The organism is Neisseria sp. (genome assembly GCF_041804105.1).
Taxonomy (GTDB): domain Bacteria; phylum Pseudomonadota; class Gammaproteobacteria; order Burkholderiales; family Neisseriaceae; genus Neisseria.
The window spans coordinates 1-19,385 of sequence record NZ_JBHCJY010000101.1; the positions used below are offsets into that span (position 1 = coordinate 1).

Below are 19,385 nucleotides of genomic sequence, written 5' to 3' on the forward strand. Positions count from 1 at the left end.
GGCGTCGTAGGTATGGTTAGCACCTGCAAGGTGCGTAACCGTACGCAAAGCCGTTAACCGTATCAGGCCGTCTGAAAAAAGTGTGCGTGTTCCAGACGTTGCGTACGGTTACGGCGTACAGCCTAACCGTACCTACGGATTTTGCGGTTTGCAGCGTGGCGTCGCAGGTATGGTTAGCACCTGCAAGGTGCGTAACCGTACGCAGGGCCGTTAACCGGATCAGGCCGTCTGAAAAAAGTGTGCGTATCTTGGACGTTGCGTACGGTTACGGCGTACCGCCTAACCGTACCTACGGTCTTTGCGGTTTTCAGCGTGACGTCGTAGGTACGGTTAGCACCTGCAAGGTGCGTAACCGTACGCAAAGCCGTTAACCGTATCAGGCCGTCTGAAAATATTTTTCAGACGGCCTGTTGCTGTAACCCGGGGTGCGGGACTTTACATCGCTCTGTCGAAATACAGCGGCACGCCCGTTTTCGCGCTCATGGTGTCGAGGTAGGATAGGATTTCAGACGGCCATTCGATGCCGCGCATGATGGTCAGGTTGCGCAGGATGGGGAAAACAAGGATGTCTTCCATGCCGGTTTCGCCGTTCAGGCCGTCTGAAGACAGGGTCAGTTTGGCGAGTACGGCCAAATCTTGGTGCAGGGTGTCGAGGTGTCGGGCGGTTTGGTCGAGGTTTTTGGCGAAACTGCCGATGGTTTTTTCCTTTTTCGTTTGGAAATAGGCAACGGCTTCGGGCGTGGCGAATTCGGGCAGGCCCGCGCGGATGTAGCGGGGTTGGGAGAGTTTGTTGCTGTAGTCGTCCACTTTGTCGAGCCATGCCTGTATTTCGGGGCGGATGTCTTCTTTCAGACGGCCTTTGCCGGCGGCTTCGTCGATGTGGCGCACGATGTCGAGGCTTTCGCCCATAAAGCTGCCGTCGTCTTTTTCGAGAATCGGCACTTGTTTCGCGCCAATCATGCGGACGGGGGTTTCTTCGTCGTCGTTGGATAAGACGACGGTTTCAAACGGGATGCCGTGCAGGCCGAAAATCATGCGGGCGCGCACGCAAAATGGGCAGTGGTCGTAGATGTAGAGTTTCATGCTGGTCTTTCCGTTGCAAAAGGGGTGGTGCGGGGATTTTTCAGACGGCCTGCGGTATGCGCCGCAACTTCAAACGCTTAGGCTTCAGGCCGTCTGAAACGCTGTGATTTTAACGCGGTTCGTTGTTACAATAGAACCGGTTTTTCAGCCCGATACGGAAACGCGTTATGGATCATGCCCCCCCGACCCCCAGCAGTATCGCTCCCGCGCCCGATGCCTGCCGCATCTGGTTCGACGACTATACGGCCAAGCTGCCCGAGGCGGATGCGCGCCTGCTGCGCGGTGCGCTGGAAATGGCGCAGCGGCATTATCCGGACGGTGCGTGTACGCCGCAGGGCGAACCGCTGCTGCTGCACCTGTTGGGCGCGGCGCAGATGGTGGCGGACATGGATTTGCTGCCCGATGCCGTTGCCGCCGCCGTGCTGGCCGATATTTCGAGTTATCTCGACAACTGGCAGGAGGCCGTTACGGAGCAGCTCAACGCTACGGTGTGCACGCTGGTAAAGGGCATCGACGAAGTGCAGAAGCTCACGCATTTTGCGCGGGTGGACAATTTGGCCACGCCGGAAGAGCGCGCGCAGCAGGCCGAAACGATGCGCAAGATGCTGCTGGCGATGGTGGGCGACATCCGCGTGGTGTTGATCAAACTGGCGATGCGCACGCGCACGATGCAGTTCGTCGGCTCTCTGCCGGACAGTCCGGAAAAACGCGCGCTGGCGAAAGAAACGCTGGATATTTTCGCGCCTTTGGCCAACAGGCTCGGGGTCTGGCAGCTCAAATGGCAGCTCGAAGATTTGGGTTTCCGTCATCAGGAGCCTGAAAAATATAAGGAAATCGCCCGCCTGCTCGATGAAAAGCGTACCGAACGGCTGCAATACATCAGCCGTTTTCTCGATACGCTGAGGCACGAGATGGACAAATACGGCATCCGCTACGAAGTGGCGGGGCGGCCGAAACACATTTATTCCATCTACAAAAAGATGGTGAAGAAAAAGCTCGGTTTCGACGGGCTGTACGACATCCGCGCCGTGCGGATTCTCGTGGACAGCGTGCCCGAATGCTACACCACGCTGGGTATCGTGCACAGCCTGTGGCAGCCCGTGCCCGGCGAGTTCGACGACTACATTTCCCATCCGAAAGGCAACGGCTACAAAAGTCTGCACACGGTGATTGTCGGCCCCGAAGACAAAGGGGTGGAAGTGCAGATACGCACGTTTGAAATGCACCAATTCAACGAATTCGGCGTGGCCGCCCACTGGCGTTATAAAGAGGGCGGCAAGGGCGATGGTGCCTACGAGCAGAAAATCGCCTGGCTGCGCCAACTGCTCGACTGGCGCGAAAACATGGCCGAACACGGCCGCGAAGATTTGGCGGCGGCTTTCCGAACCGAATTGTTCAGCGACACGATTTATGTGCTCACGCCGCACGGCAAGGTCTTGTCGCTGCCGGCGGGCGCAACCCCCATCGACTTTGCCTACGCGCTGCACAGCAGCATCGGCGACCGCTGCCGCGGCGCAAAGGTGGACGGCCAGATTGTGCCGCTGTCCACGCCGCTCGAAAACGGCCAGCGCGTCGAAATCATCACCGTCAAAGAAGGCAGCCCGTCGGTCAACTGGCTGTACGAAGGCTGGGTCAAATCAAGCAAGGCCATTGCCAAAATCCGCGCCTACATCCGCGCCCAAAATGCCGATGCCGTGCGCGAAAACGGCCGCACCCAGCTTGAAAAGCAGCTGATGAAAGTGCCGTACAAACCGAATTTGCAGGATTTGGCGGAAAAACTCGGGTTCAAAAATCCCGACGAACTCTACACCGCCGTCGGACAGGGTGAAGTGTCGCCGCGTGCCGTCCAGAAAGCCTGCGGTATGCTCGACGAACGCCCGCCCGAGCCGGTCAGCGAAACCAGCATCGTCAAACAGTCGAAAATCCAAAAAGGCGGCAAAACCGGCGTGTTAATCGACGGCGAAGACGGGCTGATGACCACGCTGGCCAAGTGCTGCAAACCCGCGCCGCCCGACGACATCGTCGGCTTCGTTACCCGCGAGCGGGGCATTTCCGTGCACCGCAGCGGCTGTCCGTCGCTGCGGCATCTGGCGGAGCAGTCGCCCGACAAAGTGCTGCCCGCCGCGTGGGCGGGCGTTTCAGACGGCCAGATGTTTGCCGTGGACATCGAAATCCGCGCCCAAGACCGTGCGGGGCTGCTGCGCGACGTTTCCGATGCGCTCGCCCGCCACAAGCTCAACGTTACCGCCGTGCAAACCCAAAGCCGCGATTTGGAAGCCAGTATGCGCTTTACGCTGGAAGTGCGCCAAGTCAGCGACCTGCCGAGGGTGTTGGCGAGTTTGGGCGACGTGAAAGGGGTGATGGCCGTAACGAGGTTGTAGGGACGGGAATACCCGTAACAAATAAGGCCGTCTGAAAAAATGTTTTTCAGACGGCCTTGGTTTTGGTCGGAACGCTGTCGGATGAAGGATAACAGCGGGAGACATAAAACGTTTCGTGCAAAGACAATCTTGCCGGTAAGGAAGGATAGGAAGTTTGAAACAAAGGCCGTCTGAAATATTCAGACGGCCTTACGGTATTCGGCGGTTGCCTGCCTAAACAGGCGGGCGGTTAAAACGGCAGGCGTTTCATCAGTGCGCTGCCCGAGGCTTTCAGGGAGTTTCTCAAGCCGCCAGTGTTCGGTAGCAGTCTGTTCATGGCCGAGCGGTCGGCACCGCCCAGTCTGCCGATGTGGTTCTGCACGATTCCGTTGATAACCGGATCGCGGCGCATGTTCTGCCGCAGCGATTGGACGGTGGCAGCGGTGGTTTTGTCGGATTCGACCGTGCCGGTGCGGATGCCGTTTTGGATAACGGAGAGCATTTTTTCGATGGCCTGCGGATTGCCGGTGGCGTAGTAAACGGCCCAGTAGCCGTTCAGGTCGGTGATGGTGCGGCCTTCGGTTGCCAGCAGGTCGGGTGTGGCGGAGTTAAGCGCGGCCTGTTTGATGTTGTCGTCGATGTCCAGCTCTTGGAAACATTTGCGGCTTTCGGGGGTTCCGGCCAGATGGAACAGATAGGCGGCTTGGTGTTGGGTGGTGATGTCGTACCGTTTGACGGCGTTGCACCATTTGTCTGTGGCTTGGGGCGACTGTTTGAGAATCTGCGATGCCCAGATGGCCAGGTTGCGCTGCATGTCGGGGCGTTTGCTCCAGGTACGGTTTTCAATCAGTCCCTGTATCATGGACAGGGCGCGGTCGGGATTGGGGCTTTTGTAGTAGTTTTGCAGGGCTTCGGTGCCGGGACTTTGGATACCGCCGCCGTCTGAAAAAGGGGTTTGGGCACAGGCGGCCAGCAGCAGGGAGGAAAGCATCAGGGCGTGTCGTGTCGTGGTCATATTTGTCTTTCGGGAAGGCGGCTTATAAAAATAAACGGTTTGCGCCGCAAGGGAAACGGGAAATTTTCTTATTTTAGGACGGTTTCAGACGGCCTTAAAGTTATAGTCGGGATGGTAATAACCGATAGGCTGATAATATGGTGATGGACGGTGGGCGGTTTCAGACGGCTGTGCGTGATCGGTTTGACGGCAGGGCGGTGCGGTTGTCGGGAGAACCGCCGCATTATCCTTGGAGCGGTTCCGCTGCATTGCATGAAGGTTGAAAGGCATCAGGCCGTCTGAAAATTAAGTTCAGACGGCCTGATGCCTTGCTTCGGGCGGTTGGAACCGTTTAGCCCAGTAGCAGGGCATCGTCCGATACTTTTTCGCCGCGGGTTTGCTCGAACAGGTCGAGTAGGTCGGGAACGTCCATCCCGGCGCGTTTTTGGCCTTCCACGTCGAGCACGACGCGGCCTTGGTGCAGCATCACGGTGCGGCTGCCGTGGTCGAGCGCCTGACGCATGGAATGGGTTACCATCATCGCGGTCAGTTTGTTTTCGCGGACGATTTGGTCGGTCAGCTCGAGCACGAAAGCGGCGGTTTTGGGATCGAGTGCGGCGGTGTGCTCGTCGAGCAGCAGGATTTTCGAAGGCTGCAAACTGGCCATCAGCAGGCTGACGGCTTGGCGTTGGCCGCCGGAAAGCAGGCCGATGCGGTCGGTCAGGCGGTTTTCGAGGCCGAGTTTCAAAACCGACAGTTTTTCGCGGAACAGCTCGCGGTTTTGCTTGTTGAGTGCGAAACCCAAGCCGCGTTTGCGGCCGCGCGAATAGGCAAGCGCCATGTTTTCTTCGATGCTCAATGCTTCGCAGGTTCCTGCCAGCGGGTCTTGGAATACCCGGGCGACAAGGTGGGCGCGTTTGTGTGCGGGAAGTCGGGTAACGTCTTGGCTGTCGATGTGGATGCTGCCGCTGTCCACCGCCAAATCGCCGCTGATGGCGTTGAGAAAGGTGGACTTGCCCGCGCCGTTGCTGCCGATGACGGTAACGAATTCGCCGTCTTTGATGTGCAGCGTCATGCCGCGCATGGCGGGGTTTTCGATGGGTGTACCTGCGTTGAAGGTTATTTTCAGGTTGTCGGCGCGCATCATGATGCTGAGTTCCTTTTCAGACGGCGTTTAACGGCGGGCAGGCGCAGGGCGATGACGACGAGTACGGCGGTAATCAGATTCAAATCGGTAGGGCGCACGCCCAGGCTTTGCAGGAAGCCGTTGCCCAGCGCAAAGGCAATCAGCAGGCGGTAAACCAGTGCGCCGAGAATGGCGGCCAGGGTGATGACGAAGATGCGTTTCGACGAAAACAGGTTTTCGCCGATGATGACGGCGGCCAAACCGATGACGATGGTGCCGATGCCGCTGGCCAAGTCGGCACTGCCGGTGGTTTGGGCGAACAGGGCACCGCCCAGCGCAATCAGGGCGTTGGAAATCGCCATGCCCAATACGATCATTTTCGACGTGCCCACGCCCTGCGCTTTGGCCATGCGGGCGTTGATGCCGGTGGCGCGCATCGCCAAACCGGTTTTGGTGTTGAAAAACCAGTCGAGCAGCAGTTTGGCGGCAATCACGAACAAGACGATGATGAGCGGCTGTATCCAGTATTGGTTGCTGAAATTGGCGGCGAGAAACGGCGAGAATACGCTGGGCGCATCAATCAGCGGCAGGTTGGGTGTGCCGCCGGTGATGCGCAGGTTGACGGAGTAGAGCGCCACCATCACGAGAATACTGGCCAGAAGCGGCAGGATTTTGAAGGAAACGTGCAGCCACGCGGTAACCATGCCCGCGCAGGCTCCGGCCGCGGCTCCGGCCAAACAGGCCAGCCAAGGGTTGATGCCCATGCCGATGCATACGGCGAATACCACCGCTCCGAGCGGAAAACTGCCGTCGGCGGTCAGATCGGGAAAATCGAGAATACGGAACGAAATCAGCACGCCGAGCGCAACCAGCGCGTAAATCAGGCCGGCTTCGATGCCGCCGAAAAAAGCGATTAGGCTCATGTAAAGAGAAACTTTCTTATCGGTTTGCGGGTTTTCAGACGGCCTTGCGGCTAACAGGCCGTCTGAAAACCGGTTCTTGATTGAATCGTTAGGATGCGGGCTTTATGGTTCCGGCTGTTTCGTGCTATTTACACAACGGCAGACAGGGTGTTGCGTAATCCGGCAGATACGGAACGGAGCCGGATAACGGCGGGCAAACGCTGCGTACCGTCCGATAGGGTATCTGAGTGGGAAATACGGATGGCAGATGTCTCTGCCAAAATAGTCGGAACGGGCAGGGCAGGCGGTCGAGCAGGCGTTTGTCGGATATTTTCCAAAATACGGTTTGCGGTTTGCTGAAAAACAGATAATACGGCTGCTTCCGCAGAAACCATAGAAACCATACCGTTTTCAGACGGCCTGCAACATTCAGGCCGTCTGAAACCCTACGGATTATTCCAATACCTGTTTGGCCTGCTTTAACAGGCCGTCTGAAAATGCCGTTCCTGTGGCGGCGGCATTTTTCTTACTCAAAATCAGGTCAAGCGTATCCATGCGTTGCGACGGAATCTCGCCGGCTTTTTTGCCGTTGAGAATTTCGGCAACCACTCCGCCGGTTTTCTTGCCCATATCGTAATAATTCACGCCTAAAGCAGCCACGGCACCGCGGTTGACGGATTCGGTGTTGGAGGCAACCAGAGGTTTTTTCATTTCCGCAGCGGCTTTGTACATCGATTCGTAAGAAGCCACGACATTGTTGTCGAGCGATGTGTATACCAAATCGACTTTGCCGTTGAGGCTGCGGGCGGCCGTCAGCACGTCGGAAGAGCGTTGTGCGGGAGCGGCCACAACGTTGATGCCCTGCGGGGAAAGTTTGGCTTTAAGCTGTTCCAGTACGGTGGTGGAATTGACTTCCCCGGGGCTGTACACATAGCCGACATTTTTTACCGACGGCGCGATTTTTTTCATCAATTCGATTTGCGGATCAAGCGGCAGTTCGTCGGAAACACCGGTTACATTGGTTTTGGAGGCTTCCCAACCGGGAACGAGTTTTGCCGCAACGGGGTCGGTAACGGCAGAATAAACGATGGGGATGGTTTTGCTGGCCGAAACCATTGCCTGCGCACTCGGCGTGGCAATTGCCACCACAACATCGGGATTGTCGCCTGCGAATTTTTTGGCAATCTGGGCCGCATTGGCCGTGCTGCCCTGTGCGCTTTGGAAATCGACGGTCAGGTTTTTGCCTTCTTCGTAACCTTTGGCTTTCAATTCGTCAATCACGCCTTTACGCACGGAATCAAGCGAAGGATGTTCCACAATGGCGGTAATCGCCACCTTTTTGCTGCCGCCGGAAGCAGCAGGAGCTGCATCGGATGAAGATGAAGCGGCTTTTTGCTCGGAAGGTGAGCAGGCGGCCAGTAGCAGGGCGGCCGTCAGGCTTAATGTGTATCGTGTGGCAGTTTGGCGCATCATGATATATTCCTTTGTTTGGATAGAACGGTTTCTTATGTTGGAAAATTCCGTAATGGTATTTTAGTTTTTTTAAAAAATCATCGGATGGGCATGGCTGTAATTGAAACGTTATGTAGTCACCGTGATTTTAAATGCTGGTTGATGGATAGTTTTTGCCGTTTTCTGTCGGGTTTTTCTATTTTAGTGGGAATAATGGTTGCTGATGTTGGATTTTATGGGGAAAAATGGTTTTTTATCTGGGTATGCGCGGGGTTGTAAGAAAAGGCTGTGTGTGGATATTGCTTGCCAGCATACAGATAAAACAGACTTCTTCGATTTCCGTTATTCCTGTGTAGGCGGGAATCCGTGTTTGGAATCCGGTATCTTTGTGTCAAACCAGTACCTGTGAATATCAAAAGTGGGCGGGGATGACGAAAAAATAAAGCATCCATGCAATAAAACACAGTCTAAGAAAAATACCCGCCGAAACCGACGGGTATTTTTGATTTTGTAAGGAAATCAACCTTTGCGGGCAGGCAGTTTTTCTTTGATGCGTGCCGCTTTACCGGTCAGGCCGCGCAGGTAGTACAGCTTGGCACGACGTACATCGCCGCGGCGTTTGACTTCGATTTTTTCTACGTTGGGCGAGTACAGTTGGAATGTACGTTCCACGCCTTCGCCGCTGGAAATTTTGCGGACGATGAAGTTGCTGTTCAGGCCGCGGTTGCGTCGGGCAATGACCACGCCTTCATAAGCCTGCAAACGGCTACGGTTGCCCTCAACGACGCGCACGGAGACTACTACGGTATCGCCGGGAGCGAATTCGGGGATGGTTTTGTTCAGGCGGGTGATTTCTTCCTGCTCTAACTGTTGAATCAGGTTCATTTTGCTTTTTCCTAAATTATGATTGGATTTCCTGTTGCTCTTGTTCCGCTTCTTTTAAGATTTCGGCCAAGAGACGGGATTCCTTTGGGATTAACGTGCGCTTTTCCAATAAATCGGGGCGGCGCGTCAGAGTGCGTTGCAGCGATTGTTTCAACCGCCACTCGGCTATCAAGCCATGGTTGCCCGAACGTAAAACATCTGGAACAGCCATGCCGTTGAATTCTATGGGTTTGGTGTAATGGGGGCAGTCCAACAGGCCGTATGAAAACGAATCCTGTAACGCGGACTCCATATCGCCCAATACGCCGGGGATAAATCTTAAAACGGCATCCATCAGCATCATGGCAGGGAGCTCGCCGCCGGAAACGACAAAGTCGCCGATGCTGATTTCTTCATCTACACTACTGTGCAGAAGACGTTCATCTATGCCTTCATAACGGCCGCACAACAAGATCATGTGCGGCAGTCGGGACAATTCCACCACTTTTTGATGTGTCAGCGGTTGTCCTTGAGGGCTGAGATAAATAACTTTTGCAGCAGAGCTGCTTTGCTGTTTTGCTTCGTTAATGGCTGCCTGCAGAGGCGGAGCCATCATAATCATTCCGGGACCGCCGCCGAACGGTCGGTCGTCGATATAACCGAGTTTGTTGTCGGCGAAACGGCGGGGATTGACGGCGTTGAACTGCCAGAGCTCCTGCTTCAATGCCCGTCCGGTTACGCCGTATTGCGTAATGCTGTCGAACATTTCGGGAAACAGGGTAATCGCCTGAATCAGCATCAGTAATCCAAGCCCCAATCGGCGGTAATGGTGCGGTTGCCGGTGTCGACTTCGAGAATATATTGTGAAACGAAAGGAATCAGTTTTTGGCCGTATTTCCCTTCAATAACCAATACATCGTGTGCACCGGTTTCCATCAGGTTTTTAACGGTGCCGAGCAGGAGGCCGTCTGAATTGGTAACATTCATGCCGACCAAGTCCGCCCAATAGTATTCGTCTTCTTCGGCAGGGGCAAACTCGCTGCGCGGTATTTCGATGGTGTAGCCGCGTAATGCAAATGCGGCATCACGGTCGTCGATGCCTCTGAATTTGACCTGTAGTTCGCCGGAAACGAGCTTGCCTTCTTCGAGTATAACGTTCAAGCGGCTGCCGTTTTTAGCTAACTGCCACTCGGAATAATCAAGCAGACTGTCGGCGTATTCGGTGTTTGCGGCGATTTTGAGCCAGCCTTTGATGCCGAATACGCCTTTGATGTAGCCCATGGCTACCTGCTGCGGGGTGTCGGTCATGACGGGATTAGGCGGCAGCCTGCTGTTCTTTGACCAGTTTGGCGACTGCGTCGCTTACTTTGGCACCTTGGGCAATCCAGTGGTTCAGGCGGTCGGCGTTCAGGCGCACGCGTTCCTGTTTTTCGTTGGCAACGGGGTTGTAGAAGCCTACGCGCTCGATGAAGCGGCCGTCGCGGCGGTTGCGGCTGTCGGTTACGACAACGTTGAAAAACGGACGGTGTTTTGAGCCGCCGCGGGCTAAACGGATAACTACCATGTTGTAAGTTCCTTGCGAAGAAATTCGGGTGTATAGAAAACCGCTGATTTTAGGATAATTTAAGGTTTTTGTGCAAGTATTTGTTGCTTTAATCTGTTGGTCAGTCCTACGGGAGGTGCGGCGATGCTGCGCCGGGCTTCGATAATATCGTTGTCAGACCCGGACGGGCGGAGGCTGAAACCCGATTTTTCGGCAAGTTTGAGCATGGCGGTATTGTTTTTCAGAATTTCCGCGCTCATGAAAGCGTAGCCTTGTTTGGAGGCCGTCTGAATGACGGTGGACAGCAGGTGCGGGGCCAAACCTTGTCCGCGTGCGTTTTCTGCGAGCGATATGGAGAATTCGCATTCGGCATCGGAAATCCGGCTGAAACGGCAGACGCCGGCGATGTTTCCTTCCGAATCGAAAGCGGCCAGCGCGCATTCGCTGTGGTAGTCGGTGTCGGACAGGCGGGTGAGGGTGGCGGGCGGCAGTTCGTTGGTCTGAGTCATGAAGCGGGTGTAACGGCTCTGCGGGCTGAGGTTTCGCACGAACTGCTGCTTGGCTTCAGCATCTTCGGGGCGCATCGGGCGGATGTGCAGGGTTTGGCCGTTTTTCAGCGGAAAATCGTGTGCCAAATGGTCGGGATAGGAGGCGAATACATTGGGCGCTGCATCGTTGGATTCGGGGATGAAGTTTGTGCTGATGCCGTGGCTGCCGATGTCGGTACGGACGGAAAACGGCAGGTCGGAACCGTTCAGGCTGTTGAGCGTGTGCAGCAGTTGGTGGACGGTTTTGGCATGGCGTTTGACTGCCGTTTTCCGTATCAGGAATTCCGCATCGGCGGTGGTAAAAGGCGGCAGCAGGGCATGGATTCGGCCGTGTTGCCGGAGCAGCAGTACGGAACCGTAGCGCGGATGCCGGACGTATTCCAGACGGGCGGCGGAAAACGCAGGTTCGGACTGGTGTTCGGGCAGATGCAGGGCTTTGGCGAGTTTGTCGTAATCGCCGCTTTCCGATGCGGCCTGTACGGTTTCGCGTTGCGGTGTTTTCAGGTGGGACGGCAGCGGTTTGGCGTATTGCTGGCGCGCTTCGAGATTGCAGGTGCGGATGTTGCCCATTTTGAACGCGGCGAGCGCCTGTTCGGGGCGGGCAAACTGCATCAGGCCGTCTGAAAACGCGCTGCACACGGCCAGCGGTTTGCCGTGCTGCCGTTGCAGAACCGACAGGGTGCGCACGGTTGCGGCTGCCCGTTCCGATTCGGAGGAGATGGCAACCAAAACGGCTTCGGTGTTGCTGTTTTGCAGCAGGTTGTCGGCCAGACCGCGGCAGTGGACGGCGGAATCTGCCGGAATGTATGCGGTTTGGCCGGATTCGTTTTCAGACGGCCTGATCAGGCGGACGCCGCCGTCGGCTGCGGCGGCGTCCAAATGGCCGCAGGACGAATCGGCGAGCAGGTGGAGTTTCTGCACGGCATACGGGCGGTATGCGGCGGCGTGTACGGCGGCGGCGAGTTCTTCGGGAGAGCATGCGGCCAAAAAGTTGCAGCGGCGGCCTAGGCGGCGCAAGACGGCCTGTTCCGTATGGTCGGCGGCGTGGGTGCAGTAGAGTATCAGCGCTCTGCTGCGGGTGAAGCGGCGGATGGCGCTGAACAGGCTGCGTAAATCGTCGTCGGGGTTGAATTCGATGACGGCGGCTTGGGTGGCGGGGTTTTCCGCGAGCTTGTCCAACAGTTTCGCACCGTTTTCGGGATGAAGCCGGTAGTTCAGGCACAGGCCGTCTGAAACGCCTTGGTCGGCCTGTTTGAGCGCGGAAAGGATGGTTCGGTGCGACGCATCGCTGCCGCTGACCACGGCAAACGAACCTGCGGCGGGCATTGCGCCTGCTGCGGTATGGAACGGCAGCGACGGAATCTGTATGCTCGCAGGGTTGGCAAAGATGACCGACAAACCGGACTGAACGGCTTTCTGTGCGGCTTGGCGGGCGGTTTGGCATTGTTCTTCGGAAAGGTTTTGCCGGTCTTGAATCACGACGGCGTGCCGTATCTGTTTTTTCAGGCAGGCTTTGTACAGGGCTTCGTGGGTTTCGGGCGGTGTCAGAATCAGCGCAGCGGCGGCGGGTTCGGCGGTTTTGCCGATGTTCGGAAACGATTTCAGCCCGCCGACGGTTTTGCGGCGCGGGTTGACCGGTGTGATGCTGCCGGAAAACGGCGCGGACAGCAGGGCAGACATGACGTGTTCTCCCAAACTGTGCGGGCGTTCGCTGGCACCGGCAACGATAATGTGCGGCAGGGTGCGTAGGGCTTCGGTCAGGCTGTTCATGGTTGGTGTTCCGTATGTCGGTGGTTCGGACGGCCTGCATGATGCCGTGCAGGCCGTCTGAAAACGGCGGTTGTTTTGAATGTGATGCGGTTATTTTACGCCGCTTTCATTCGGTATGGGCGGCGGTATACCTGATTTTTCAGACGGCCTGATGCGGTCGGCGCGGCTGCGGATTCATTCGGAAAACAGTATGGCGGGTTTCCTGTTGTCATTTCCGCCCGGGCGGGCATCCGAAATAACATGGCCGGTTGGCTGCTGACGCTGTACTAACTGCCGTCATTCCCGAGCAGGCGGGAATCCATGGTCAATCTTCACAAACATATAAACCGACGGATTTTTTTAACGTCGACTAAACGGATGCACGCCTGTGCGGGATAAAAAATGGTGCGGTACCGCACCGCCGGTACACCGCGCGAACCTCGGCCAATCAAACGGGTTGCACAAGATGCGGCGGCCTGTTTTCCAAACCCGCCATGTGAAGTAAAATCAGCACATCCACATCGACGGAGAATACCATGAGCAACAAGCTGCAAGCGCCGACGGAGCTGCCCGACGAAACCGATTTGCGTGCCGTGCTGGCCTACAATATGCGCCTGTTCCGCGTGGGGCAGGGCTGGTCGCAGGAAGAGCTGGCGCGCCGCTGCGGGCTTGACCGCACCTATGTTTCGGCGGTGGAGCGCAAACGCTGGAACATCGCCTTGTCGAACATCGAAAAAATGGCGCAGGCTTTGGGTGTCGAGCCGTATCAGCTTCTGCTGCCGCCGCAGGCGCGGTTGGAACTGATGGGCAACCCCTAGCCAGACCGGCGGCAAAAAGTTGTTGCCGTACCCGCCCCGTTTCCGCCGCCGCACCGCATCAGGCCGTCTGAAAACCTGTTAGAATGAAAGCCGTCCGAGCCTTTTTAGACGGCGTTTCCAAGGAGCCAATCATGAACCGCAACGAACAACTCTTCAACCGCGCCAAAGCCATCATTCCCGGCGGCGTGAACTCCCCCGTGCGCGCATTCGGCAGCGTCGGCGGCGTGCCGCGCTTTATCAAAAAGGCCGAGGGCGCGTATGTTTGGGACGAAAACGGCACGCGCTACATCGATTACGTCGGCTCGTGGGGGCCTGCCATCGTCGGCCACGCGCATCCCGAAGTGGTGGAAGCCGTGCGCGAAGCGGCTTTGGGCGGCTTGTCGTTCGGCGCACCCACCGAAGCCGAAACCGTATTGGCCGAGGAAATCGCCAAACTCGTGCCCAGCGTGGAAATGCTGCGGCTGGTGAGTTCGGGCACGGAAGCCACGATGACCGCCATCCGTCTGGCGCGCGGCTACACCGGCCGCGACAAAATCGTCAAATTCGAAGGCTGCTACCACGGCCATTCCGACAGCCTGCTGGTAAAAGCGGGCAGCGGCCTGCTCACCTTCGGCAACCCCAGTTCAGCAGGCGTGCCCGCCGATTTCACCAAACACACGCTGGTGCTGGAATACAACAATGTGGCGCAACTGGAAGAAACCTTCGCGCAAATCGGCGGCGAAATCGCCTGCGTGATTTTGGAACCGTTCGCGGGCAACATGAATTTGGTCAGGCCGTCTGAAAACTTTGTCCAAGCCCTGCGCACGCTCACCGAAAAACACGGCGCGGTATTGATTTACGACGAAGTGATGACGGGTTTCCGCGTTGCGCTCGGCGGCGCGCAGTCGCTGCACGGCATCACGCCCGACCTGACCACCATGGGCAAGGTGATCGGCGGCGGTATGCCGCTGGCGGCCTTCGGCGGCAAAAAAGAAATCATGAGCTGCATTTCCCCGCTCGGCGGCGTGTATCAGGCCGGAACATTGTCGGGCAACCCGCTCTCCGTTGCCGCCGGCCTGAAAACGCTGGAAATCATCCAGCGGCCGGGTTTCTACGAAAACCTTGCCGCGCTCACCCGGCGTTTGGTCAGCGGTTTTCAGACGGCCGCCAAAGACGCGGGCATCACGTTCAGCGCGGATTTCGTCGGCGGCATGTTCGGCCTGTATTTTTCAGACGGCCTGCCGCAAAGCTACGCCGACATGGCCGCGTCAAACGTGGACGGCTTCAAGCGCTTCTTCCACGGCATGCTCGACAACGGCGTCGCCTTCGGCCCGTCGGCCTACGAAGCCTGTTTTATGTCGGCCGCGCATACGCCCGAGTTGGTGGACGAAACCGTGGCCGCAGCCGAGAAGGTGTTCAAAACGGGTATTTGACGGATTGCAAGCCGAACCGCAACACAGGCCGTCTGAAAAACACCGCATTTTCAGACGGCCTGCTCTGTTAAGAAAACCCCTGATGCAGAAAAGCCGCAACACGGCCGCCGCGGGCAGAACGCCGATTTTCCGCAATCTGCCCGAATGTCATCGTAAAACAATTAAAACAGCGGCTTATCCTTATTCAAATATGATGCCGATTCCTTTATGATGCCGCCGGAACATTTGCAACACACCACTACAACTATGAGAACAATGATGAAAAAAACCATATTCAGCACACTGGGCTTTTTAAGCGCAGGCTTTGCCCTGGCCGCCGTTGCCCCCGATACGCCGTCTGAAAAAGAATTCTGGCGCAGCGTCGGCGCGGAAACCGAAGTCAAGCCGAAAAACCTGCCCGCAGCCGAAGCCAAACCGCAGCCTGCTCCGGCAGCCAAACCCCAAGCGGCTTCCGCCAAAGGCAAAAGTAAAAAAATCAAAGGCGAACAGGAAGTCAAACCTGTGAATGCGGCGGCGAGCGAACCCGCAGCCGTTCCCGCCGTCAAAGCGAAACCGAAAACCAAAGCCCAACTGCGCGCGGAAGCCAAAATAAAAGCCGACGCAGCCAGAGCCGAGGCGCGTGCAAAGGCCGCCGAAGCCAGAGCGCAGGCCGAAGCGGCCAAAGCGGCGGATGCCAAAGCCAAGGCCGAAGCCGCCAAAGCGAAAGCGGATGCCTTGAAAGCGGAACAGGACAAAGCCGCATCCGCAGCTTCTGCCGCCGCGCCCGCCGTCAAAGCGAAGCCCAAAACCAAAGCCCAACTGCGTGCCGAGGCGAAAGCCAAAGCCGATGCCGCCAAAGCCGAAGCGCGTGCAAAAGCCGCCGAAGCCAAAGCCCGTGAAAGCGCGGCAAAAGCAGAAAAAGCCCAAGCCGATGCGGCCAAACCGGCATCCACAGCGGTCAAACCCGCCGCTTCCGAGTCTGCTAAAAAGGCATCCGCATCCGCAGCGGTCAAACCCTCCGCTTCCGAGTTTGCCAAAAAAGCATCCGCACCTGCGGCCGCGAAACCTGCAGCCGAAGTTGCCGACACGGCCAAAACTGCCGCCGCGCCCGCCAATCCGTCTGCCGCCGAACCCGCGCAATACACCAAAGGCTACCGTTTGGCCGCAACCCATTGGGGCGATGTCGCTAAAATCCGCAATGAAGCCACACGCCTGAGCCGCGACGTGGGCAAAAAGAAAATCACCAAAGTACAGGCCGCGCAGCGTCTCAACCAATACCGCCTGCGCTTAATCGGCAGCAACGTTGTCGATGACAATGTGTATGAAGTGTACCTGCGCTCCGCCGTGGACAGCCAGCGCAACGAAATTTCGCTGGAGGAGAGCAAAGAGCAAATCCAACATGCCCTTAAAGGCTGGCAGCAACGTTGGGAAGTGATGGACGACAAGCCCGCCAATCCCGCGTTTACCAATTTCCTGATGGAAGTGATGGCGCTCAAGCCGCTGAAATAAAGCGTTTTTAGCGCAAACAGGCCGTCTGAACAGTTTTTCAGACGGCCTGTCTGTATCGGTACGGCCGGTTCGGCGGGTAACCGTATGCCGTGTTGATTTGCCGGTCCGCATGATGGTGCGGCCGGTTCGTTCGGGCGGATGTAACGGTGTCATGCCGCGGGCTGTGGAAATCGGTACAGGGGCTTTTTGTGATACGGGCGGCATGGTGTACGGTTACGCCCGCTTGGGCGGGCTAACCGTACCTACGTTTTGGGGGCGAAACGGTTGGCGTTTTCCGGGATACGGCGGACAAACTGTCAAGCGATGGCTGTCGGCCATTCCCATGCGGGCGTTGTTGCAGCAAAAGCAGAAAGGCCGTCTGAAAAGTTTTCAGACGGCCTTGGCGTGTCCGGTAGTGCGGAACGGTTAAGCCTGTTTGTTCCAGCGTTCGACGGATTCTTTAATCACCTGCTTGGCTTCTTCAATGTCGCCCCAGTGCTGCACCACGGTGCTGCCGGGTTTTTTCAGGGCTTTGTAGTTGTTGAAGTGGAATTCGATTTGCTTGATAAGCTGCTGCGGCAGATCGGCCAGCGTGTTGTAGGCATTGCCGTTGTTGCGGTCGTCGGCGGGCACGACGACGATTTTGTCGTCCACTTCGCCGTCGTCGACGAATTTCATCACGCCGATGACTTTCGCTTCCATGTAGATGCCGGTGGGCAGCGGGGTTTCGGTGATGATGAGCGCGTCGAGTTCGTCGCCGTCTTCATCGAGGGTTTGCGGGATGAAGCCGTAGTTGGTGGGTTTGGCGAAAATCTGCGGTTCGACGCGGTCGAGTTTGAAGGCGGCGATTTTTCTGTCCCACTCGATTTTGTGGTTGCTGCCGCAGGGGATTTCGTTGACGACGTTGATGATGCCGCCGTCGATGTCGCCCGGGGTGAGGATTTTGTTGAAGTCTGCCATTTCGGTTCCTTTGGAATCAGGTTGGTTAAACGGGGGAGAGTATAGCAGTTTGAAGGCCGTCTGAAAAAGGCCGCCGTGTGCAGCCCGTTTGCGGCGCGTTCAGACGGCCTTTGCTATAATGGCCGCCCTTTCATCCTGCTCCCGACTCCGCCATGACTGCCTACCGCATCCAGCTCGAACAGAAAACCGCCGCCCTGAACAACCTGTTTGCGGGTTTGCCTGTTCCCGAGCTTGAAGTGTACGAATCGCCCGCCGAACATTACCGGATGCGGGCGGAATTCCGCGTTTGGCATGAAGGCGGCGAAATGTTTTATGCGATGTTCGAGCCGGGCAAAAAGGCAGGCGGCGCGAGCATGATACGCTGCGACGTTTTTCCCGCCGCCGCAGAATCCATTAATGATTTGATGCCGCGCCTGATGGATGCGGTGCGCGGAAATGCGGTGCTGGCCGAACGCTGGTATGCGGTGGAGTTTTTGGCCACTTTGAGCGGCGAAATGCTGGTTACGATGATTTACCACAAAAAACTCGACGCATCATGGCAGGCCGCCGCCGAAGCCTTGCAGCGCGGTTTGGGTATCGCCGTCATCGGCCGCAGCAGGGGGCAGAAAATCGTTTTGAGCCGTGATTTCGTTACCGAAAAACTGCGCGTGGGCACACGGGAATTCGTGTACCGCCAAACCGAAGGCGGCTTTACCCAGCCCAATGCCCGCGTTTGCGAAAAAATGCTCGAATGGGCGTGCGGCGCGGCGCAGGGGTTGGGCGGCGACCTGCTCGAACTGTATTGCGGCAACGGCAATTTCACGCTGCCGCTGTCGCAGCATTTCCATCGGGTTTTGGCCACGGAAGTCTCGAAAACTTCCGTGAATTCCGCGCTTTGGAACATCGAGACCAACGGCTGCGCCAACATCCGCATTGCACGCCTGTCTGCCGAGGAATTTACCGAAGCCTATACCGGCGGGCGGGAATTCCGCCGTTTGCAGGAAGCGGGCATCGCATTGTCCGACTACCGCTTTTCCACCGTTTTCGTCGATCCGCCGCGTGCGGGCGTGGACGCGGAAACGCTGCAACTGGTGCGCCGGTTCGACAACATCATCTACATTTCCTGCAACCCCGAAACCTTGCGCGCCAATCTCGATACGCTGGCGGAAACCCACGAAATACGGCGTTTTGCGCTGTTCGACCAGTTTCCGTTTACGCATCATACCGAGAGCGGGGTGCTGTTGGTCAGGAAAAAATGAACGCAGGTGCGGCTTGTTTCGCACGAAATGCAGCCGTACCGTAACGGGGAATATAAGGCCGTCTGAAAACCTTTCAGACGGCCTTTAATTTGACTCTGCCAACGGTATCCGGACGTTTTGCCATTTCGTTCCCGCTTAGTCGGAAATTGGGAACCGAATATTGAGAACGGTTTGTTTTTACAGAAGATATTTTTCAGTCCCTGAATTTCCGCCTGTGCCGGAATGACGGTATCAATGCATCCGCTTCAAAGCAGGCCGTCTGAACAGTCGGTTTGGCTGTGCTAAAGGCAGGTACGGTTAGGCCGCTTCAATGTGGTGAACCCATAGATTTCGACACCATGGGAAAGGCCGTCTGAACATGTTTTTTCAGACGGCCTGTGCGTATCCGCCGTTCAACCGTATCGGTGCAGTTGAAGTATCGCGTCGCGGTTGGACGGGGAAAACACTTTTTCCGCCGCTTCCTGTATCGGCAGCCAGAGACAGGCGGTGTGTTCTTCGGGCAGCAGGCGGATTTCGGCGGTGCGGGGGATGCGGGCGGAGAAAACGTGTTCGCGGTTGTGCGTGATGCCTTCGGGATAGCGGTACCGCCAATGGGGGTAGATTTCGTAAACGCTGCTGAAATGCCAGTCGGTCAGCAGGCCGTCTGAATCCGCGTCGGATGGGGTTGCCGAAAGGCGGATGCCGGTTTCTTCGAATACTTCGCGCAGGGCGGTTTCGGGCGGTGTTTCGCCTGCTTCGACGCTGCCGGTGACGGATTGCCAGTAGCCGGCTTTGTCGGCGCGCTCGATCAGCAGGACGCTGCCTGCGCCGTCGTGCAGGACGACGAGGACGGAAACGGGCTGTTTGAGGGGTTTGTTCATGGTGTGGCG

General features: G+C 57.0%; 18 protein-coding genes and 1 pseudogene. 7 read left to right on the top strand and 12 right to left on the bottom strand.

Annotated elements, in window-relative coordinates:
- Positions 1 to 435: 435 nt before the first annotated feature.
- Positions 436 to 1,083: a glutaredoxin 2 gene (gene grxB / locus ACEYDX_RS09120; protein WP_373741709.1), complete on the bottom strand. Its 648-nt coding sequence runs from the start codon at positions 1,081 to 1,083 to the stop codon at positions 436 to 438.
- A 167-nt stretch (positions 1,084 to 1,250) separates the two neighbouring features.
- Between grxB and ACEYDX_RS09125 the strand changes: the two genes are divergently transcribed.
- Positions 1,251 to 3,464, top strand: coding sequence for a bifunctional (p)ppGpp synthetase/guanosine-3',5'-bis(diphosphate) 3'-pyrophosphohydrolase (locus ACEYDX_RS09125; protein WP_373741710.1), 2,214 nt, complete (start codon positions 1,251 to 1,253; stop codon positions 3,462 to 3,464).
- Positions 3,465 to 3,693: 229 nt separating this feature from the next.
- Here the strand turns inward: ACEYDX_RS09125 and ACEYDX_RS09130 are convergent, their stop codons facing one another.
- The 9 genes from ACEYDX_RS09130 to ACEYDX_RS09170 all read right to left on the bottom strand — a co-directional run bounded on the left by ACEYDX_RS09130 (position 3,694) and on the right by ACEYDX_RS09170 (position 12,642).
- A complete protein-coding gene (locus ACEYDX_RS09130) occupies positions 3,694 to 4,458 on the bottom strand; it encodes a hypothetical protein (RefSeq protein ID WP_373741711.1) in 765 nt (254 codons plus the stop codon).
- A gap of 331 nt (positions 4,459 to 4,789) precedes the next feature.
- Positions 4,790 to 5,584 carry an ABC transporter ATP-binding protein gene (locus ACEYDX_RS09135; protein ID WP_373741712.1) on the bottom strand — a complete coding sequence of 265 codons (795 nt, stop codon included), beginning with the start codon at positions 5,582 to 5,584 and terminating at the stop codon, positions 4,790 to 4,792.
- Positions 5,581 to 6,486: an ABC transporter permease gene (locus ACEYDX_RS09140; protein WP_373741713.1), complete on the bottom strand. Its 906-nt coding sequence runs from the start codon at positions 6,484 to 6,486 to the stop codon at positions 5,581 to 5,583. Before ACEYDX_RS09140 ends, ACEYDX_RS09135 begins: the two co-directional genes overlap by 4 nt.
- Positions 6,487 to 6,918: 432 nt before the next feature.
- Positions 6,919 to 7,935, bottom strand: a complete 1,017-nt coding sequence (locus ACEYDX_RS09145) for an ABC transporter substrate-binding protein (RefSeq protein WP_373741736.1) — start codon at positions 7,933 to 7,935, stop codon at positions 6,919 to 6,921.
- A 501-nt stretch (positions 7,936 to 8,436) separates the two neighbouring features.
- The gene (gene rplS / locus ACEYDX_RS09150; protein WP_373741714.1) at positions 8,437 to 8,802 is read right to left on the bottom strand and encodes a 50S ribosomal protein L19; all 366 of its coding nucleotides are present in this window, start codon (positions 8,800 to 8,802) and stop codon (positions 8,437 to 8,439) included.
- 16 nt (positions 8,803 to 8,818) lie between these two features.
- Positions 8,819 to 9,580 carry a tRNA (guanosine(37)-N1)-methyltransferase TrmD gene (gene trmD, locus ACEYDX_RS09155; RefSeq protein WP_373741737.1) on the bottom strand — a complete coding sequence of 254 codons (762 nt, stop codon included), beginning with the start codon at positions 9,578 to 9,580 and terminating at the stop codon, positions 8,819 to 8,821.
- A complete protein-coding gene (gene rimM, locus ACEYDX_RS09160) occupies positions 9,580 to 10,089 on the bottom strand; it encodes a ribosome maturation factor RimM (RefSeq protein ID WP_373741715.1) in 510 nt (169 codons plus the stop codon). The genes trmD and rimM overlap by 1 nt, the downstream gene beginning before the upstream one ends.
- 7 nt (positions 10,090 to 10,096) lie before the next feature.
- Positions 10,097 to 10,345, bottom strand: a complete 249-nt coding sequence (gene rpsP, locus ACEYDX_RS09165; protein ID WP_373741716.1) for a 30S ribosomal protein S16 — start codon at positions 10,343 to 10,345, stop codon at positions 10,097 to 10,099.
- 59 nt (positions 10,346 to 10,404) lie between these two features.
- Complete coding sequence (locus ACEYDX_RS09170) at positions 10,405 to 12,642, bottom strand: GNAT family N-acetyltransferase (RefSeq protein ID WP_373741717.1); 2,238 nt, start codon at positions 12,640 to 12,642, stop codon at positions 10,405 to 10,407.
- A 515-nt stretch (positions 12,643 to 13,157) separates the two neighbouring features.
- On the opposite strand from ACEYDX_RS09170, the gene ACEYDX_RS09175 reads away from it, so the two are divergent.
- From ACEYDX_RS09175 to ACEYDX_RS09195, 5 genes and pseudogenes are all read left to right on the top strand, one after another.
- Positions 13,158 to 13,439: a helix-turn-helix domain-containing protein gene (locus ACEYDX_RS09175; protein WP_373741718.1), complete on the top strand. Its 282-nt coding sequence runs from the start codon at positions 13,158 to 13,160 to the stop codon at positions 13,437 to 13,439.
- Between the two features lie 131 nt (positions 13,440 to 13,570).
- Positions 13,571 to 14,851: a glutamate-1-semialdehyde 2,1-aminomutase gene (gene hemL, locus ACEYDX_RS09180; protein WP_373741719.1), complete on the top strand. Its 1,281-nt coding sequence runs from the start codon at positions 13,571 to 13,573 to the stop codon at positions 14,849 to 14,851.
- Between the two features lie 82 nt (positions 14,852 to 14,933).
- On the top strand, positions 14,934 to 15,062 hold the full coding sequence (locus ACEYDX_RS09185; RefSeq protein ID WP_373741720.1) for a hypothetical protein: 129 nt from the start codon (positions 14,934 to 14,936) through the stop codon (positions 15,060 to 15,062).
- Positions 15,063 to 15,988: 926 nt separating this feature from the next.
- Positions 15,989 to 16,339 (top strand): annotated as a pseudogene (locus ACEYDX_RS09190) (prokaryotic membrane lipolipid attachment site family protein); the annotation flags it as partial.
- 151 nt (positions 16,340 to 16,490) lie between these two features.
- Complete coding sequence (locus ACEYDX_RS09195; RefSeq protein ID WP_373741721.1) at positions 16,491 to 16,748, top strand: hypothetical protein; 258 nt, start codon at positions 16,491 to 16,493, stop codon at positions 16,746 to 16,748.
- Here ACEYDX_RS09195 and ACEYDX_RS09200 read toward each other — a convergent pair.
- On the bottom strand, positions 16,745 to 17,278 hold the full coding sequence (locus ACEYDX_RS09200) for an inorganic diphosphatase (protein WP_373741722.1): 534 nt from the start codon (positions 17,276 to 17,278) through the stop codon (positions 16,745 to 16,747). The genes ACEYDX_RS09195 and ACEYDX_RS09200 overlap by 4 nt on opposite strands.
- A gap of 152 nt (positions 17,279 to 17,430) precedes the next feature.
- Between ACEYDX_RS09200 and trmA the strand changes: the two genes are divergently transcribed.
- On the top strand, positions 17,431 to 18,516 hold the full coding sequence (trmA, locus tag ACEYDX_RS09205; RefSeq protein ID WP_373741723.1) for a tRNA (uridine(54)-C5)-methyltransferase TrmA: 1,086 nt from the start codon (positions 17,431 to 17,433) through the stop codon (positions 18,514 to 18,516).
- Positions 18,517 to 18,908: 392 nt separating this feature from the next.
- On the opposite strand, the gene nudB is transcribed toward trmA, so the two are convergent.
- Positions 18,909 to 19,376, bottom strand: coding sequence for a dihydroneopterin triphosphate diphosphatase (gene nudB / locus ACEYDX_RS09210; protein WP_373741738.1), 468 nt, complete (start codon positions 19,374 to 19,376; stop codon positions 18,909 to 18,911).
- Positions 19,377 to 19,385: the final 9 nt, after the last annotated feature.

Bases quoted from the DNA above. Each gene is read 5' to 3' on its own strand.
- rimM (WP_373741715.1), bottom strand. From the start codon at position 10,089: ATGACCGACACCCCGCAGCAGGTAGCCATGGGCTACATCAAAGGCGTA.
- ACEYDX_RS09135 (WP_373741712.1), bottom strand. From the start codon at position 5,584: ATGATGCGCGCCGACAACCTGAAAATAACCTTCAACGCAGGTACACCC.
- ACEYDX_RS09170 (WP_373741717.1), bottom strand. From the start codon at position 12,642: ATGAACAGCCTGACCGAAGCCCTACGCACCCTGCCGCACATTATCGTT.
- trmD (WP_373741737.1), bottom strand. From the start codon at position 9,580: ATGCTGATTCAGGCGATTACCCTGTTTCCCGAAATGTTCGACAGCATT.
- ACEYDX_RS09185 (WP_373741720.1), top strand. From the start codon at position 14,934: ATGCAGAAAAGCCGCAACACGGCCGCCGCGGGCAGAACGCCGATTTTC.
- rpsP (WP_373741716.1), bottom strand. From the start codon at position 10,345: ATGGTAGTTATCCGTTTAGCCCGCGGCGGCTCAAAACACCGTCCGTTT.
- ACEYDX_RS09145 (WP_373741736.1), bottom strand. From the start codon at position 7,935: ATGCGCCAAACTGCCACACGATACACATTAAGCCTGACGGCCGCCCTG.
- rplS (WP_373741714.1), bottom strand. From the start codon at position 8,802: ATGAACCTGATTCAACAGTTAGAGCAGGAAGAAATCACCCGCCTGAAC.
- ACEYDX_RS09140 (WP_373741713.1), bottom strand. From the start codon at position 6,486: ATGAGCCTAATCGCTTTTTTCGGCGGCATCGAAGCCGGCCTGATTTAC.
- trmA (WP_373741723.1), top strand. From the start codon at position 17,431: ATGACTGCCTACCGCATCCAGCTCGAACAGAAAACCGCCGCCCTGAAC.
- ACEYDX_RS09200 (WP_373741722.1), bottom strand. From the start codon at position 17,278: ATGGCAGACTTCAACAAAATCCTCACCCCGGGCGACATCGACGGCGGC.
- ACEYDX_RS09125 (WP_373741710.1), top strand. From the start codon at position 1,251: ATGGATCATGCCCCCCCGACCCCCAGCAGTATCGCTCCCGCGCCCGAT.
- hemL (WP_373741719.1), top strand. From the start codon at position 13,571: ATGAACCGCAACGAACAACTCTTCAACCGCGCCAAAGCCATCATTCCC.
- ACEYDX_RS09130 (WP_373741711.1), bottom strand. From the start codon at position 4,458: ATGACCACGACACGACACGCCCTGATGCTTTCCTCCCTGCTGCTGGCC.
- nudB (WP_373741738.1), bottom strand. From the start codon at position 19,376: ATGAACAAACCCCTCAAACAGCCCGTTTCCGTCCTCGTCGTCCTGCAC.
- grxB (WP_373741709.1), bottom strand. From the start codon at position 1,083: ATGAAACTCTACATCTACGACCACTGCCCATTTTGCGTGCGCGCCCGC.
- ACEYDX_RS09175 (WP_373741718.1), top strand. From the start codon at position 13,158: ATGAGCAACAAGCTGCAAGCGCCGACGGAGCTGCCCGACGAAACCGAT.
- ACEYDX_RS09195 (WP_373741721.1), top strand. From the start codon at position 16,491: ATGCCGCGGGCTGTGGAAATCGGTACAGGGGCTTTTTGTGATACGGGC.